Below are 16285 nucleotides of genomic sequence, written 5' to 3'. Positions count from 1 at the left end.
CCCCGACCGGATCGGAGCGGCGGGCGGACAGCGGTCGGACGGCGAGCGGTGGAACGGCGAGCAGGCGGCGCCAGGTGACGCCGCACGGCGGGAGGGGCGGGAAGCGGGAGAGGGCTCAGACCAGGTACTGGCAGGTGTCCCGGCGCAGGAAGGCGCCGTGGCCGGCCCGGCCGAGCCAGGCGCCGTCGTCCAGCACGACGGTGCCGCGCGACATCACCGTCCGCGCCCGGCCGGTGAGTCGGCGGCCCTCGTAGGCCGAGTAGTCCACGTTCATGTGGTGGGTCGCGGCGGAGACGGTCTGCACCGCGGTGGGGTCGTAGACCACCAGGTCGGCGTCGGCGCCCGGGACGATCGTGCCCTTGCGCGGGTGCAGGCCGAACATCCGGGCCGGGGTGGTGCAGGCGAGCTCGACCCAGCGGCGCCGGCTGATGTGCCCGTCCACCACGGCCTGGTGGAGCAGGTCCATCCGGTTCTCGACGCCGGGCAGGCCGTTGGGGATCTTCGAGAAGTCGCCCCGGCCCAGCTCCTTCTGGCCGACGAAGCAGAACGGGCAGTGGTCGGTGGAGACCACCTGGAGGTCGTTGGTGCGCAGCCCGCGCCAGAGCGCCTCCTGGTGCTCGCGCGGCCTGAGCGGCGTGCTGCACACATACTTGGCGCCCTCGAAGCCGTCGGCGCCCTCCTCGGCGAGGTTGTCGGTGGAGAGGAAGAGGTACTGCGGGCAGGTCTCGCCGAAGACGTTGAGGCCGGTGTCCCGGGCCTGGGCGATTTCGGCGAGCGCGGCGGCGGCGGAGACGTGCACCACGTAGAGCGGGCTGCCGGCCACCTGGGCGAGCTTGATCGCCCGGTGGGTGGCCTCCGCCTCCAGCAGTTCGCGGCGGACCTCGCCGTGGTAGCGGGGGGCAGTCCTCCCGGCGGCGAGCGCCTGTTCGACCAGGACGTCGATGGCGATGCCGTTCTCCGCGTGCATCATGATCAGCCCGCCGTTGGCGGCGCCGCGCTGCATGGCGCGCAGGATGCGGCCGTCGTCGCTGTAGAAGACGCCGGGGTAGGCCATGAAGAGCTTGAAGGAGGTGGACTCGCCGGAGTCCACGAGGGCGTCCATCTCCTTCAGCACGGCGTCGTTGACGTCGGAGACGATGGTGTGGAAGGCGTAGTCGATCGCGCAGTTGCCCTCGGCCTTGGCGTGCCAGGTGTCCAGGCCCTCGCGCAGGGAGCCGCCGACCGGCTGGACGGCGAAGTCCACGATGGTGGTGGTGCCGCCCCAGGCGGCGGCCCGGGTGCCGGTCTCGAAGGTGTCGGAGGCCGCGGTGCCGCCGAACGGCAGTTCCATGTGGGTGTGGGCGTCGACGCCGCCGGGGATGACGTAGTGGCCGGTGGCGTCGATGACGGTGTCGGCGGTCCAGGCCCCGGCGGCGGAGCTGCCGGTGGCGGCGAGGGCGGCGATGCGCTCGCCCTCGATCAGGACGTCGGCGTGGACCTCCTCGGTCGCGGTGATGACGAGGCCGCCGCGGACGACGGTGCGCTGGTGCGGGTCGCGGGCGGCCCGCACGTCGTTGGTGGTCATCGCGCTGCTCCTCACGCCTCGGCGAGCGGTCCGTAGGCGTCGGGCCTGCGGTCGCGGTAGAACGCCCACTGCTGGCGGACCTGCTCGATCAGGCCGAGGTCGAGGTCGCGGACGACGAGTTCCTCCTCCTTGTCGGAGGCGACGTCGCCGACGAACTGGCCGCGCGGGTCCACGAAGTAGGAGGTGCCGTAGAAGTCGTTGTCGCCGTACTCCTCGGTGCCGACGCGGTTGATCGCGGCGACGAAGTACTCGTTGGCGACGGCGGCGGCGGGCTGTTCGAGCTGCCAGAGGTAGGCGGACAGGCCGCGGCTGGTGGCCGAGGGGTTGTAGACGATCTGCGCGCCGGCCAGGCCCAGGGCACGCCAGCCCTCGGGGAAGTGGCGGTCGTAGCAGATGTACACGCCGACCTTGCCGACGGCGGTGTCGAACACGGGCCAGCCGAGGTTGCCGGGCTTGAAGTAGTACTTCTCCCAGAAGCCCTTGACCTGCGGGATGTGGTGCTTGCGGTACTTGCCGAGGTAGCTGCCGTCGGCGTCGATGACGGCGGCGGTGTTGTAGTAGACGCCGGGCTGCTCCTCCTCGTAGACCGGGACGACCATCACCAGCCCGAGTTCGCGGGCGAGTTCCCGCATCCGGCGCACGGTCGGGCCGTCGGGAACGGCCTCGGCCCAGCGGTAGTGCTCGGCCTCCTGGACCTGACAGAAGTACGGGGAGTTGAAGACCTCCTGGAAGCCGATGATCTTCGCGCCCTGGGCGGCGGCCTCGCGGGCGTACCGCTCGTGGAGCGCGATCATGCTCTCCTGGTCGCCGGTCCAGCGGGTCTGGACGAGCGCGGCACGGACGATCTGCGACATGGGTACCTCCGCAACTCCGCGGTCCGGCCGTGCGGTCGGGCCCGCGGTCTGAGGGTTGACGGGGCGGGTCTGACCCGCGGTTCCGCTCGGGGAACCACAGGGTCTACGTGCGTAGAAAGCGATCTGTAGACGGTAGGCCCGGCCTCGGTGGCCTGACAATACGTTGACGGAAACGCGTCTGGGGAGATCTTGTTGCGCGGACACGCGGGCGGTCCCGGGTGCGATGAAAAGACGATCTACCCCGAGAGTCACCTCCTTACTCGTTCGAGTGAAACCGAACGCCCGGGGTGCGCACATGGCGATGGCCGGGTAAGAGCCGCATGAACTTCGCTGTGGATCGCGATGGACCGTCAGTCCTCGCTGGTTTCATGCGAGTTCGACGGCTCGATCACGGGGGATCGAGGCGACCGAGCGGGGGTGACGATGACGGTGGTGCGGAATTCCGCAGCGGAAACGGCGGAAACTGCGGGAGCAGCAGGCACGGCGGGGGGCGAGGCGGGAGGCGAGGCGGGAGGCACGGTTCCGGCCGGTACGACGACGGGCGGAAGCCCCGCGGCTCGGTCGCCCGCCCTGCCCGCCTGGGCCGGCCTGCTGCTCGCCCTCGGCGCACTGGTCCCGGTCGTCCTCGGCGGGCTGCTGTTCCGGCACCGGGCACCGCACGTACCGGACGTCGCCCTCCAACTGGCCGGTTCCCGTGCGGCCGCCGAGGCGGTGGTCGGAGGGCGCGTCGCGGACCACCTGGCCGCACTGCGCGCCGACGGCTGGCTGATCGGCGGCTACGCGCTGACGCTGCTCGCCACCGCACTGCTCGGTGGGTACCTGCTCGGACCGGCACGCCGACGTCTGCCGGCGCTCGCGGTCGGCGCCGCCGGGCTGCTGGCGGCCTGCTGCGACCTCGGCGAGGACGCGTTGCTGCGCGCGGGGCTCGACGGCCTCCGCCCCGGCACGGGCGGCTCCGACACCTCCTCCGACACCCCCTTCGCCGCCGCCACCGCGCTCGCCACCGTCAAATGGCTGCTGCTCCTGCCCGCCGGGGCGGTCGCGGCAGGGCTCCTGGTGGTGACCGCCACCCGCGCCGTACGCGGGCTCCGGCCGGCGCGGGCGGGCGCGAAGGCCCACGGCACCGACTCCCCCGAGCGCCCGGCGCTGATCCCGCCCTGGCCGACCGCCACCCGGCACGGCGCCCCACCGGCCGCCGCCGCGCCTCCGGACGCCCACGGCCCGCCGGGCGCCCGGGACACCCCGGTCCGGCACGCCCGCTGGCGCGACGCCGCACGGGTGCCGCCCGGCCGCGAACCCGCCGAACTCGGCTTCTGCGCCTCCGGCGGCGGCATCCGCTCGGCCTGCGTCACCCTCGGCGCGCTCCAGTCGCTGCGGCCCTGGCTGAAACGGGCCCGCTACCTCGTCTCCGTCTCGGGCGGCGGCTACACCGTCGGCGCGCTCCAGCTCGCGCTCAGCGACTCGGCGCCCGACAGTCCGGTGCACGCCGTCTCGGGCCTGACAGCCGACACCGTGATGGAACCCGGCTCCCCCGAGGAGGACCACCTCCGCCGGCACGGCAAGTACGTCGCCGACGGCGCCGGCGAGTGGCTGGTCGCCCTCGGGACGCTGCTGCGTGGCGTCCTGTCCGCGCTCACCCTGCTGCTGGCCGCCGTCCTGACGCTCGGCCTCGGACTCAGCCGCTGCTACCGGGCCGTACCGCTCACCGACCTGAGCCACCTGGCGGCCGCCGGGCTGCGCCACACCGACGCCGTACCGGGCCCGTTGGAGTTCCGGGTGCCCGCGCTCGCCGCCCTCGGCGTGCTGCTGGCCACGGCCGCCGGGTGCTGGCTGCTCTGGCTGCTGGCCTTCCCGTCGCTCGGCTGGCAGGCGCTGCTGCCGCGCGCACTGCGCCGGGCCAACCTCGGCCTCCTCGGGCTGGCCGCGCTGCTGGCCGTCGGGGTGCTGGCGGTGCCGGAGCTGGCCTGGGGCGCGGTGCGGCTGCAGCAGGCGCTGGCAGCCGGGCCGCAGCTGACCGGCGCGGGTCTCGGCCTGACCGTGGCGCTCAGCTACCTGGCCCTGCTGCTCGGCATACTCTGGCGCGACCGCCGCTCGCCCGGCCGGGGTGCCACCCCACCGGGCACGGCGGGCACGGCAGAGCGCGGTACCGGCCGCGGCGCGGGCCGTGCCCACGGTGGTCGTGCCGCCGGCCTGCCCCAGACCCTCGTGGTGTGGTCCGCCCTCCTGGCGCTGACGGCCGGTGCGCTGCTGGCCCTCGGCTGGGCGGTCGCCACCGGGTACGCCTGGCCGACCGCCGTCCAGGTGCTGCTGCCGCTACTGCTCGGCGCGGTCGGGCTGAACCTCGACCAGACCTGGATGAGCCTGCACCCGTTCTACCGGCTGCGACTGGCCTCGGCGTTCGCGGTCCGGCGCGCCACCGAGGGCGGCCGGTCGGTGGCCCGCCCGTACCACTTCTTCCGGGAGCAGACCTGGCTGAGCCACTACGGCGCCCGGCGCCCCGACTTCCCCCAGGTGATCTTCTCGGCGGCGGCCAACCTGTCGGGCAACTCCCGTACGCCGCCGGGCCGTCCGGCGGTCTCCTTCTCGCTCTCGTACGACTACGTGGGCGGTCCGGACATCGGGTACGCGCGCACCGACCTGCTGGAGCGGCGCACCCGTCCGCACATCGCCCGGGACCTCACCGTGCAGTCGGCGATGGCCGTGTCCGGCGCGGCCTTCTCCTCCGCGATGGGGCGGGAATCCCGGGTCCACCAGCGACTCTTCGCGGTGGCCAACGCCCGCCTCGGCACATGGCTGCCCAACCCGGCGGTGCTCGGCCCGGACTGGTCCGGCCCACCGGACTGGCGCCGCCCCGCGCAGCCGGCCGTCCGCCGCCTTCCGTACCAACTGCGGGAGCTGATCGGGCGGTTCCCGGCCGACGACCGCTTCCTGCTCACCACCGACGGCGGCCACTACGAGAACCTCGGGCTGGTCGAGCTGCTGCGGCACCGGGTGGGCACGGCGGTCTGCATCGACGCCAGCGGGGACGCGGGCTACGCCGTCAAGCTGGCCGCCGCGATCACCCTGGCCCGCGAGGAGCTGGGCGTCGTCATCACCCTGCACGAGCCCGAACTGCTGATCCCCGGCAGCGCCGCCGACCTGCCGACCGACCTGCCGTGCGCCCGACCCACCGACCCACCCGCCGGGGGCGGCGGCGCGGACGACGGCGCGAACGGCCGCGCGGGCCGCCGGCCTCCCTTGCGCGGGCTCGCGGCACAGCTGTCCGCCCGGCTCTCGGCCCGGGCGGTGATCACCGGGGACATCCACTACCCGGACCTGGACGAGGGGCCAGGGGCAGTCCGGCACGGCCGGCTGGTCGTCCTCCAGGCGGTGCTGACCCCCGACATGCCGTACGAGCTGCACGCCTACGCGATGGCGAACCGGGCCTTCCCGAACGACCGCACCAGCGACCAGTGGTTCGACCACCAGCAGTTCGACGCCTACCAGACACTCGGCCGCCACCTGGGCGAGCAGGCCGCGCCCCTGGTCGAACAGGCACTGGCCGACCAGGCACCGGCCGGACCGGCGCCGGGCGCCGACGGATCGGTGCCCGCACAGCCGACGGGCGACACCGCGTCGGCGCCGTCCTCCACGAGTCCACCGGTTCCGCGTCACCTGGTCGAGGAGTAGAGGTCGAGGAGTGGACCAGGGGCGGTCGAGGAGGACGGTCGAGGAGTGCTCGAAGGGCGGTCCGACCGGGGGCCGACGGGTCCGCCCGGCACCGGCAACGGACGGCGGCGGGCCGCCGGCTCGGCTTGACTTCGTCCGGTTCGCTCGGGAAAGATCCGGCGCATGGACTCCGGCGCCACTCTGGTCTGCCGCCTGCACGTCGATCTGCGACGCCAGGCGAGTTCCATCTGTGCCTGTTGACCTTGCTCTCCCCCGCCGGTCCCGCCCTGTGACGTCCGCCAGGTCCCGCGCCGCGCACCCGTACCCGCAGTTCTGACTCCTGCCCCGCCCCGGCGCACCCGTTCGTGCCGAGCCGCTCCGTCGGCCCGCGCCCGTCCGACGCCGCCGGACGCCGGGCGCTTCCCGCCGACGTTCCCGCCGCACCCGAGGACGCCCCATGAGCCCGAGCCCGAGCATCAGCCGCCCCACCCGCCCGGCCACCGGCCCCGAAGCCGACATCGGCACCGGCACCACCACCGGTGCCGATGCCGGTGCCGGTGCCGGTGCCATCACCACCGCCGGCACCACCACCGCCGACACCATCGGCACAACCACCGCCGCCGGCTCCGCGAGCCCGGCGAGCGCCCCCGAGCCACCACCGCCGCCCGTCGGGGACACCCTCGCGCCGCTCACCCCCAGCACCCTGCGGACCATCGTCCGCGAGCTGGCCGAGCGGCCCGACGAGTGGATCCACCACGTCCGCCTCTCCACCGAGGAGCGCTGGTACCGCCGCCTGGCGGCCGACGAGGACCACGAGGTGTGGCTGATCAGTTGGCTGCCCGGCCAGTCCACCGGCTTCCACGACCACGGCGGCTCGCGCGGCGCCTTCACCGTCGCCCTCGGCGAGTTGGAGGAGCTGTCCCTCGGCGGCCCGGAGCAGGGCCTGCTGATCCGGCGGATCCCGGCCGGCACCGCCCGCGCCTTCGGCCCCGAGTACGTGCACGACGTGCGCAACACCGCCGTCGGCCCTGCCGTCACCCTGCACGCCTACTCGCCGCCGCTGAGCTCGATGGCGCACTACGACCTGCGGGCCGGCGGGCTCGTCCGCACCTCCGAGGAAGGACCGGAACAATGGTGACCACGATCGACGACCTGGTGGAGCGGGCCCGGCAGGGCGTGCACCGGCCGCGCGCCCGCGAGGCCTACCAGGCCCAGTTGGACGGCGCGCTGCTGGTGGACATCCGTCCGGCGGCGCAGCGGGCGGCCGAGGGGGAGATCCCCGGCTCGCTGATCATCGAGCGCAATGTGCTGGAGTGGCGGCTCGATCCGACGAGCAGTCACCGGATCCCCGAGGCCTCGGGCTACGACGTCGAGGTGATCGTGGTCTGCTCCGAGGGCTACGCCTCCAGCCTGGCCGCCGCTTCCCTGCGCGAGCTGGGGCTGCACCGGGCGACCGACCTGGACGGCGGTTTCGTGGGCTGGGCGGCCTCCGGTCTGCCGACCCGTCAGGGCGGCTGAGGTCGCAGTCGCACCGCGTGCCGGGCGGTAAATCAAGGACAGGAGATGATGCAGGTCATAGTCTGATCAGAGTTTCCGCCGGTCCAAAGCTGGGCAGCCACGCGGGCGGAAGTACGCCCGGGCGCTTGAAACCGCCGTCACCGAACGACCCGACCGAACGACCGAACGACCCAGGCGCCGCCTCCCCGGGGCGCCCTGACGAGGAAACTCCCACGTGATCAGATTCGAGGGCGCCGGAAAGCGCCACCCCGACGGCACCGTCGCGGTCGAGGGCCTGGACCTGGAGGTCCCGACCGGTCGGATAACCGTCCTGGTCGGCCCGTCCGGCTGCGGAAAGACCACCCTGCTGCGCATGGTCAACCGAATGGTCGAGCCCACCTCGGGCCGGGTCCTGCTGGACGACACGGACGTCGCGAAGCTGGAACCCGCCAAGCTGCGCCGTGGCATCGGGTACGTGATCCAGCAGGCCGGGCTCTTCCCGCACCGCAAGGTGATCGACAACATCGCCACCGTCCCCTACCTGCTCGGCTGGGACCGCAAGAAGGCCCGCGCCCGCGCCGCCGAACTGCTCGAACTGGTCGGCCTCGCACCGGAGACCGCCAAGCGGTACCCGTTCCAGCTGTCCGGCGGCCAGCAGCAGCGGGTCGGCGTGGCGCGGGCGCTGGCCGCCGACCCGCCGGTGCTGCTGATGGACGAACCGTTCAGCGCGGTCGACCCGGTGGTGCGGGCCGGGCTCCAGGAGGAGCTGCTGCGGCTCCAGTCCGAGCTGCACAAGACGGTGCTGTTCGTCACCCATGACATCGAGGAGGCCGTCCGGCTCGGCGACCAGGTGGTGGTGCTCCGCGAGCGCGGACGGATCGCCCAGCTGGCCGACCCGCACACCCTGCTCACCACCCCAGCCGACGAGGGCGTGGCCGCCTTCCTCGGGCGCGACCGGGGCCTGCGCGGCCTCGGCCTGCGCCCCGCCCGGGCCGTCGAGCTCCGCCCGGTGGGCCACGGACTCCGCTACGGGGGCTGGGAGTTGGCGCTGGACGACGAGCGCCGCCCGATCGGCTGGATCGACCGCGACGCCGTCGTCGCCGAACTCCAGCCGACGGCCGGCTTCCACCCGGACAGCGACACCCTGCGCACCGCGCTGGACGCCGCCGTCCTCTCCCCCGCCGGGGTCGCCGTGGCGCTGGACGCCGACGGCCGGGTCACCGGCACCGCGAGCCGCGAGGCCGTCCTCGCCGCGCTGCGGCCCGACGCCTCCGGTTCGCCGGCCGCCGATGCCCCCGTCCGCATCGACAAGCCCCCGATCGCCGGGAGCCACGCGGACGACGCGAGCGCCACCGGCGGCACGGGCGACGCGAGCGACACCGGCAGCACAGGCGGCACAGGCCTCACGGACGGCACGGTCGGCACGGACGGAGCCGATGGTGGACGATGAACCGATCGTCCGCTGGTACTGGATCGGCGACCACCTCGGCTACCTCGGCCACCTGCTCGCCGACCACGCCGTGATCGCCCTCGTCCCCGTGCTCATCGGCCTGCTGCTGGCCGTCCCGCTCGGCCTGGCCTGCGCCCGCTACCCCCGGCTGTACCAGCCGCTGTCCGCCGTGTTCAACATCGTCTACGCGCTGCCCTCGCTGGCCGTGTTCGTGGTGCTGATCCCGTACACCGGCCTCGCCACCCAGGCGACCGTGATGATCCCGCTCACCTTCTACGCCCTCGCCGTGCTGCTGCCGACCACCGTGGACGGACTGCGCGCCGTCCCGGACGCCGTCCGGCAGGCCGCGACCGCGATGGGGTACGGGCCGTGGCACCGGCTGACCTCGGTCGAGCTGCCCGCCGCCGTGCCGTACCTGATCGCCGGACTGCGGGTCGCCGCGGTGTCCAGCATCTCGCTGGCGAGCGTGGGTGCGCTGGTCGGCCGCGGCGGGCTCGGCTACCTGTTCGTCGACGGCTTCCAGCGCACCTTCCCGACCCCGATCGTGGCCGGCATCGCGCTGATCGCCGTCCTGGCACTGGCCGTCGACCTGCTGCTGGTCACCGCCCGGCGACTGCTCGCGCCCTGGGCCGTCCGGGAGAAGGGAGCCGGCTCGTGAACTGGCTGAACTGGCTGGGTGACTTCTTCACCGCGCCGGACCACCTCAGCGGGCCGGACTCGATCGCGCACCGGGTCGCCGAGCACCTGCTGCTCTCCGGCGAGGCCCTGCTGTGCGCGACGCTGCTCGCCGTCCCGCTCGGGCTGTTGATCGGCTACACCGGGCGCGGCGTCACCGTGGTGACCGCGTTCGCGGGCGCCGCCCGCGCCCTGCCCACCCTCGGCCTGGTGACTCTGGCCGTGCTGCTCGCCGGGGTCGGCGACACCGCCGTGCTGATCCCGCTGGTCGCCCTCGCCGCGCCGCCGTTGCTGGTGGCCGCCGTCGAGGGGGTGCGCGGCACCGACCCGGACGTCCGGGACGCCGCCCGCGGCATCGGGCTGACCCATCCCCAGGTGCTGCGGCAGGTCTGCCTGCCCTCGGCCGCGCCGACCCTGCTGGCCGGCTTCCGCACGGCGACCGTGCAGGTGATCGCGACCGCCACGGTGGCCGCCTACGTCGGTCTGGGCGGCCTCGGCCGCTACGTCATCGACGGGCTGGCGACCCGCCAGTACGCCGTGACCGTGGGCGGCGCGCTGCTGGTGGTGCTGCTCGCGGTCGCCGCCCAGCTGTTCTTCGCCCTGCTCGCCCGGTTCGCGCTCCCGCCCGGGGTGCGCGCCCAGCAGCGGCCCCACTGACGTCCGTCTCCCTCACCTCCCGTTCCGGAAGGACATTTGTCATCATGTCGACAATCAACCGAAGCCGTCGCGCCGTCGTCCTCGGCACCCTCGCCGCGCTCGCCCTCGGCGCCACCGCCTGCGGATCCTCCGGCGGGGACCCGCTCGGCGGGGGGTCGAGCGCCTCGGCCCCGGCAGGCGGCTCGGGTGGCTCAGGCGGCTCAGGGTCGACGGTCGTGGTCGGCTCGGCCAACTTCCCGGAGAACGTCCTGCTCGGGTCGATCTACTCGCAGGCGCTCAAGGCCAAGGGCGTCAAGGTCCAGGAGAAGTTCAACATCGGCAGCCGCGAGGTGCTCTACGGAGAGCTGCAGAGCGGCAACCTGACCGTCCTGCCGGAGTACAACGGCTCGCTGCTCGCCTACCTGGACCCCAAGTCCACCGCCGCCACCACCCAGGAGGTGAACGCGGCGCTCAGCACGACGCTGCCCGCCTCGCTGGGCCTCCTCGAATCCTCCCCGGCCGAGGACAAGGACTCGCTCAGCGTCACCCAGGAGACGGCCGACAAGGACAACCTCAAGAGCATCGCCGACCTCGCCGCCAAGGCCGGAGAGTTCACCATCGGCGGGCCGCCGGAGTTCAAGAACCGTCGCGAGCAGCAGCTCAAGGACGTCTACGGGCTGACCTTCAAGGAGTGGAAGCCCACCGCCGACACCACCGCGAACGCGCTCAAGGACGGCAACATCCAGGTCGGCAACGTGTTCACCACCGACCCGAAGATCGCTCAGTACAAGCTCGTCCCGCTGGCCGATCCGAAGAACATCTTCGGCGCGCAGAACGTCACCCCGCTGGTCTACAAGGCGGGCGTGGACGCGACCGCGACGGCGGCGCTCAACGCGGTGTCGGCCAAGCTCGACACCGCCGGGCTGGTGGCTCTGATGAAGCGCGTGTCGGTGGACAAGGAGGACCCGTCGGCGGTCGCCAAGGACTGGCTGAAGTCCAACGGACTCGGCTGACGGCGCTCCGGCGCGGACGCCCGTGGACGCCCGCGGATGCCTGCGGACGCCCGCCGATCGTGAACGCGGCGGCCCGGAGGAGTTTCCTCCGGGCCGCCGCCCGCCGTTCCGGCGTTCCGGCGTTCCGGCGTTCCGGCGTTCCGGCGTTCCTCCTGAGCCACCGGAGACACCTTCCCTTCCATGCCGCGAACATGACACTCTGGGCGCCATGCGCACTCGTCTCCTCGCCGCCACCCTCACGGCACTCGCCGCGGTGAGCCTCGCAGCCTGCTCCAGCTCCGGATCGGGCTCGGGCTCGGACAAGGCCACCTCCGCGGCCGGCTCCCCCACCGCCTCCGCCGCATCGACCCCCGCGCCCTCCGACGCCGCCACCACACCCGCGGCTCCCACGCCCGGCTCGGCCGCCCCCACGGCCGACGGCGCGACCGGCGCTCCCACCCCCGACGCCGGCACCTCGGGAGCCCCCGCGCCGGCCAAGCCCGCCCCGCCCACCGACGCCGGACTGCCCGCCAAGCCGGGCAGCGACCTGGCGACCAAGCTGGTGTCCGCGCTGGACGCGATCGACCCGGCGATCGTCGGCGGAAAGCCGGACCAGGCCGTGGACCGGGCGCGCAACCAGTGCCAGTCGATGTACCAGTTCCCCAAGGACAAGCAGAAGCTGGTCGACCTGGCCAACCAGCGCTTCACCTCGGCCGACCACCCGCAGGGCTTCGGCCCGGACACCGCTGCGAAGATCAACGAGGCACTGCTCTCCACGCTCTGCCCGCCGTCCCGCTGACTCCGGCACTGATCCAAGCCACCGATCCGGGCCGACAGGTCCACGGATCCGCGACACCATGAACCGCCCGGCGTCCTGAGCGCCGGGCTGCCGTGGCCGCGCCCCCTTCCGGGGTGCGCGGCCACGGTCTTCTCGTTTCGGGGCCCCTCGCCGTCACCGACGCCGACTCCAGCACCGACTCCAGCACCACCCCCTCCCGCCCCCTTTCACCACGCGGACCGTGTGCTGACGAACTGTTAGGACTCTTGACAGACCAGTGGTCTAGTCCAAACATAAGCATGTCGATCCGACCGGGATGCACTGTGGGGGTGTGACCACCGGCGGCTGAGGCACTGCCCTGCCATGCTCCACTCCACCCCCGCTCCGTACGGTGCGCATGCGCACGCCGCCCGCGTCCGCGCGAGTCGGTGGGCGTTCGCACGCCCGCACTCCCGCACTCCCGATATCCGCCCCGGTCCCGGGATCGCGGCCGACCTCACTCGGCCGCTCTGCCCGGACCGACCGCACCTCCCCAACGTCCTGCCCCACCAAGTCTGTTGGAGAATCCATGCGCCTTCGCAGAACAGTCCAGGCCGTGTTGACGGCCTGCGCCACGCTGGCCGCCTCGGCCGGCCTGGTCGCCGCCGGGACGAGCTCCGCCCAGGCCGCCACCCCGCTCCCCAGCCGGGTCTTCGCCCCCTACTTCGAGTCCTGGACCGGCCAGAGCCCGGCCCAGCTGGCCGCGCAGTCCGGCGCCAAGCACCTGACCATGGCGTTCCTCCAGGCTGCCACCAAGGGCTCCTGCACGCCGTACTGGAACGGCGACACCTCCAAGCCGGTGTCCTCCTCCACCTTCGGCGCCGACATCGCGACCATCCGCGCCAACGGCGGGGACGTGATCCCGTCCTTCGGCGGCTACACCGCCGACAACACCGGCACCGAGCTGGCCGACAGCTGCACCGATGTCAACCAGATCGCGGCCGCTTTCGAGAACGTGATCACCACCTACGACGTCAGCCGGATCGACCTCGACATCGAGGACAACTCGCTCACCAACAGCGGCGGGATCGACCGCCGCAACAAGGCGATCAAGCTCGTCCAGGACTGGGCGGCCACCAAGGGCCGGACCATCCAGTTCTCCTACACACTGCCGACCACCCCCTCCGGACTGGCCGACAGCGGCCTCGCGGTGCTGCGGAACGCGGTCAGCAACAACGCGCGGATCGACGTCGTCAACATGATGACCTTCGACTACTACGACAACGCCACCCACGACATGGCGGCCGACACCCAGACCTCCGCGCAGGGCCTCTACAACCAGCTCGCCAAGCTCTACCCGTCCAAGACCCCCGCCCAGCTGTGGGGTTCGATCGGGATCATCGAGATGATCGGTGTCGACGACTTCGGCCCGGCCGAGACGTTCACCCTGGCCAACGCCAACACCGTGTACAACTGGGCGGTCTCCAAGGGCATCAACACGCTGTCCTTCTGGGCGCTCCAGCGCGACAACGGCGGCTGCCCGGGCACGGCCGGGAACGACAACTGCTCCGGGATCACCCAGAACACCTGGGACTTCAGCCACATCTTCGCGCCGTTCACCAGCGGCTCGACGGTGAACAACGACTTCTCGGTTTCGGTCAGCCCGAACTCCGCCACCGTCGCCGCCGGTTCGTCCACCTCGGCGACCATCGCGACGGCCGTGACGGCGGGCTCGGCGCAGAGCGTCAACCTGACGGTCAGCGGAGCCCCGGCCGGCGTCACCGCCACCGTCACCCCCGGCAGCGTCACCGCCGGCAACAGCGCCACGCTCAACATCAGCACCATCTCCGGTGTGACGCCCGGGAGTTACCCGATCACGGTGAACGGCTTGGCGGCCTCCGGAAGCCACACCGGCACCTTCACCCTGAACGTCACCGGCACCCAGCCCGGCAACGACTTCTCGGTCGCCGTGAACCCGAACTCCGGTACGGTCGCGGTCGGTTCGTCCACCTCCGCCACCATCACGACGGCGACCACCGCGGGCTCGGCGCAGAACGTCAACTTCTCGGTCATCAGCGTCCCGACCATCGGCATCAACACCACCGTCACCCCCGGCAGCGTCACCACCGGCAACAGCGCCACGCTCAACATCAGCACCACCTCGGCCGCGACTCCGGGCACCTACCAGCTCGGCGTCACCGCCACCGGCCCCTCCGGCAGCCACACCGCGGCCTACACCCTGACCATCACCGGAACCGGCCCGACGACCGGCCTGGTCAACGGTGACCTGGAGAGCGGCAGCCTGACCCCGTGGACCTGCCAGAGCGGCGGCGCCGTGGTCTCCACCCCGGTCCACTCCGGCACCAAGGCGCTCCAGGCGGCGGCCACCGCCGGCCAGACCGGCGAGTGCTCGCAGACCGTCACCCTGAAGCCCAACACCAGCTACACCCTGAGCGGCTGGGTGCAGGGCAACTACGCCTACGTCGGCGTCAGCGGCGGCGCCACCGCCAGCGCCTGGACCAGCTCCTCCGGCTGGACCAAGCTGTCCGTCCCCTTCACCACCGGCGCCAACGGCACCGTCACCGTGTACCTGCACGGCTGGTACGGCCAGGGCAACGTGTACGGGGACGACTTCTCCATCGCCTGAGTCCGCTTCGGGTGACGAATGACGAATGACGAATGACAGCTGACAGATTTCATTTTCTGTCAGCTGTCATTCGTTATCTGTTCGCTGATCCCTGTTCGCTGATCCCTGTTACCTGTTACCTGTTCGCTGCTATCTGTTCCCTGTCGTCCGTTCGCCGGCGTCCGTTCGCCGCTGTTCGCTCGTCAGCCGCCCGCCGCCCGCATCCGCTCCGGCCGGCACAGCGCCAGGTACGCCACCGTCGCCAGCACCCCGCAGACCAGGACCACCAGCGCCAGCAGCACGGCGGACGGCCGACCGCCGAGGCTGCTCAGCGGTGCGACCACCGCACCGCACAGGAAGTTGCCCGTCCCCAGCAGCGCCGACGCCGTGCCCGCCACCTGCGGCTCGACCAGGCCGAGCGCCTGGGCGGCGGTGTTCGGCAGCAGTACCCCGAGGCTGCCCATCATCACGAACAGCGGCGGGCAGAACCCGGCCAGCCCGAAGTCCCACACCGTCGTCAGCAGCACCAGCGCCGCCCCGGCGGCGACCGCCGCCGCGAGGCTGCCCAGCATCAGCGCCCGCTGGGTGAAGCGCGGCGCCAGCACCCGTCCGTTCACCTGGGTCATCACCACGATCGAGAACGAGTTCAGCCCGAACAGCAGGCTGTAGCTCTGCGGCGAGACCTGGTACACGTCCTGGAGGACCGTCGACGACCCGCTGATGTAGCCGAAGAGCGCCCCGAAGGCGAGGGAGCTGGTCAGCGCCAGCCCGAGGAACGGCAGGTTGCGCAGCAGCCTCCCCATCGTCCGCAGGGCCGCACCGACCCCGCCGCGGTCCCGGGTCTCCGGCGGCAGCGTCTCGCGCAGCACAGCGAACGAGACCAGGGTGAGCAGCAACCCGAGGGCCGTGAGCACGCCGAAGGTGCCGCGCCACGAGGTGAACCGCATCAGCTGCGCACCGATGATCGGGGCGAGGATCGGGGCCAGCCCGGATATCAGGGCGATCGAGGCGAGGAAGCGCAGCAGCGCGACGCCCTGGAAGCGGTCCCGGGAGACGGCGCGCCCGATCACCAGCCCGGCGGAGCCGGCCGCGCCCTGGACGAAGCGGCCGACGATCAGCACCGTCAGGTTCGGCGCGAACACGCACGCCACGCTGGCCAGGGTGTAGAGCACGAGCCCCGCGAGCAGCGGCCGACGGCGCCCGTAGCGGTCGCTGAGCGGCCCGAAGAGCAGCTGACCGGCCGCGACCCCGAGCATCGAGAAGGTCAGGGTGAGCTGGACGGCGGCCGGCTGGGCGACCAGGTCGTCGGCGATCGCGGGCAGGCCCGGGAGGTAGAGGTCGGTGGTGAGCGGGCCGAGCCCGGCGATCCCGCCGAGGGCGGCGATCACGGCCCAGCCGGGCCGGGCCTGGCCGGTGGCGGGGGCCGGGGCCGGGGCCGGGGCGGCAAGAGACGCGGGGTCGGGTGTGGTGGCGGGTGCGGGTGCGGGAGCGGCAGCGGTCGACGTGTCGTCGGTGGGGCCGACGGTCGGGCCGGGCATGGTTCTCCTTACGGACGGGTGACGCGGGGTTCGTTCGCGCTCCGTCCT

The 16285-nt window shown here is 72.8% G+C and carries 13 protein-coding genes; 10 read left to right on the top strand and 3 right to left on the bottom strand.

Features of this window, described 5'->3' with window-relative positions:
* Positions 1-115 precede the first annotated feature (115 nt).
* Positions 116-1564: a dihydropyrimidinase gene (hydA, locus tag ACFVUY_RS05050; protein WP_387727431.1), complete on the bottom strand. Its 1449-nt coding sequence runs from the start codon at positions 1562-1564 to the stop codon at positions 116-118.
* A gap of 11 nt (positions 1565-1575) precedes the next feature.
* Positions 1576-2418, bottom strand: coding sequence for a nitrilase-related carbon-nitrogen hydrolase (locus ACFVUY_RS05045; RefSeq protein WP_359900480.1), 843 nt, complete (start codon positions 2416-2418; stop codon positions 1576-1578).
* 432 nt (positions 2419-2850) lie between these two features.
* Between ACFVUY_RS05045 and ACFVUY_RS05040 the strand changes: the two genes are divergently transcribed.
* The 10 genes from ACFVUY_RS05040 to ACFVUY_RS04995 all read left to right on the top strand — a co-directional run bounded on the left by ACFVUY_RS05040 (position 2851) and on the right by ACFVUY_RS04995 (position 14720).
* Positions 2851-6087: a hypothetical protein gene (locus ACFVUY_RS05040; RefSeq protein WP_387727429.1), complete on the top strand. Its 3237-nt coding sequence runs from the start codon at positions 2851-2853 to the stop codon at positions 6085-6087.
* Positions 6088-6249: 162 nt separating this feature from the next.
* Positions 6250-6327 carry a putative leader peptide gene (locus ACFVUY_RS05035; protein WP_107086570.1) on the top strand — a complete coding sequence of 26 codons (78 nt, stop codon included), beginning with the start codon at positions 6250-6252 and terminating at the stop codon, positions 6325-6327.
* A gap of 196 nt (positions 6328-6523) precedes the next feature.
* Positions 6524-7204 carry a cysteine dioxygenase gene (locus ACFVUY_RS05030; protein ID WP_387727427.1) on the top strand — a complete coding sequence of 227 codons (681 nt, stop codon included), beginning with the start codon at positions 6524-6526 and terminating at the stop codon, positions 7202-7204.
* Positions 7198-7584, top strand: a complete 387-nt coding sequence (locus ACFVUY_RS05025) for a rhodanese-like domain-containing protein (RefSeq protein ID WP_387727425.1) — start codon at positions 7198-7200, stop codon at positions 7582-7584. The genes ACFVUY_RS05030 and ACFVUY_RS05025 overlap by 7 nt, the downstream gene beginning before the upstream one ends.
* 214 nt (positions 7585-7798) lie before the next feature.
* Positions 7799-9013 carry an ABC transporter ATP-binding protein gene (locus ACFVUY_RS05020; RefSeq protein ID WP_387727423.1) on the top strand — a complete coding sequence of 405 codons (1215 nt, stop codon included), beginning with the start codon at positions 7799-7801 and terminating at the stop codon, positions 9011-9013.
* Positions 9000-9671 carry an ABC transporter permease gene (locus tag ACFVUY_RS05015; RefSeq protein ID WP_359900470.1) on the top strand — a complete coding sequence of 224 codons (672 nt, stop codon included), beginning with the start codon at positions 9000-9002 and terminating at the stop codon, positions 9669-9671. Before ACFVUY_RS05020 ends, ACFVUY_RS05015 begins: the two co-directional genes overlap by 14 nt.
* Positions 9668-10345, top strand: a complete 678-nt coding sequence (locus tag ACFVUY_RS05010; RefSeq protein ID WP_359900468.1) for an ABC transporter permease — start codon at positions 9668-9670, stop codon at positions 10343-10345. The genes ACFVUY_RS05015 and ACFVUY_RS05010 overlap by 4 nt, the downstream gene beginning before the upstream one ends.
* A 44-nt stretch (positions 10346-10389) precedes the next feature.
* The gene (locus ACFVUY_RS05005; protein ID WP_387727422.1) at positions 10390-11337 is read left to right on the top strand and encodes an ABC transporter substrate-binding protein; all 948 of its coding nucleotides are present in this window, start codon (positions 10390-10392) and stop codon (positions 11335-11337) included.
* A 208-nt stretch (positions 11338-11545) separates the two neighbouring features.
* The gene (locus ACFVUY_RS05000) at positions 11546-12115 is read left to right on the top strand and encodes a hypothetical protein (RefSeq protein WP_387727421.1); all 570 of its coding nucleotides are present in this window, start codon (positions 11546-11548) and stop codon (positions 12113-12115) included.
* A gap of 547 nt (positions 12116-12662) precedes the next feature.
* Positions 12663-14720, top strand: coding sequence for a glycosyl hydrolase family 18 protein (locus ACFVUY_RS04995; protein WP_387727420.1), 2058 nt, complete (start codon positions 12663-12665; stop codon positions 14718-14720).
* Between the two features lie 182 nt (positions 14721-14902).
* Here the strand turns inward: ACFVUY_RS04995 and ACFVUY_RS04990 are convergent, their stop codons facing one another.
* Positions 14903-16237: a multidrug effflux MFS transporter gene (locus ACFVUY_RS04990; RefSeq protein WP_387727419.1), complete on the bottom strand. Its 1335-nt coding sequence runs from the start codon at positions 16235-16237 to the stop codon at positions 14903-14905.
* Positions 16238-16285: the final 48 nt, after the last annotated feature.

Origin of the sequence: Kitasatospora sp. NPDC058063 (assembly GCF_042885395.1) — a bacterium.
In the GTDB taxonomy this organism is placed as follows: domain Bacteria; phylum Actinomycetota; class Actinomycetes; order Streptomycetales; family Streptomycetaceae; genus Kitasatospora; species Kitasatospora lactacystinica.
This window is presented reverse-complemented; position numbering and strand designations above follow the sequence as displayed.

Bases quoted from the DNA above. Each gene is read 5' to 3' on its own strand.
- hydA (WP_387727431.1), bottom strand. From the start codon at position 1,564: ATGACCACCAACGACGTGCGGGCCGCCCGCGACCCGCACCAGCGCACC.
- ACFVUY_RS05045 (WP_359900480.1), bottom strand. From the start codon at position 2,418: ATGTCGCAGATCGTCCGTGCCGCGCTCGTCCAGACCCGCTGGACCGGC.
- ACFVUY_RS05035 (WP_107086570.1), top strand. From the start codon at position 6,250: ATGGACTCCGGCGCCACTCTGGTCTGCCGCCTGCACGTCGATCTGCGA.
- ACFVUY_RS05030 (WP_387727427.1), top strand. From the start codon at position 6,524: ATGAGCCCGAGCCCGAGCATCAGCCGCCCCACCCGCCCGGCCACCGGC.
- ACFVUY_RS05025 (WP_387727425.1), top strand. From the start codon at position 7,198: ATGGTGACCACGATCGACGACCTGGTGGAGCGGGCCCGGCAGGGCGTG.
- ACFVUY_RS05015 (WP_359900470.1), top strand. From the start codon at position 9,000: ATGGTGGACGATGAACCGATCGTCCGCTGGTACTGGATCGGCGACCAC.
- ACFVUY_RS05005 (WP_387727422.1), top strand. From the start codon at position 10,390: ATGTCGACAATCAACCGAAGCCGTCGCGCCGTCGTCCTCGGCACCCTC.
- ACFVUY_RS05000 (WP_387727421.1), top strand. From the start codon at position 11,546: ATGCGCACTCGTCTCCTCGCCGCCACCCTCACGGCACTCGCCGCGGTG.
- ACFVUY_RS04995 (WP_387727420.1), top strand. From the start codon at position 12,663: ATGCGCCTTCGCAGAACAGTCCAGGCCGTGTTGACGGCCTGCGCCACG.
- ACFVUY_RS04990 (WP_387727419.1), bottom strand. From the start codon at position 16,237: ATGCCCGGCCCGACCGTCGGCCCCACCGACGACACGTCGACCGCTGCC.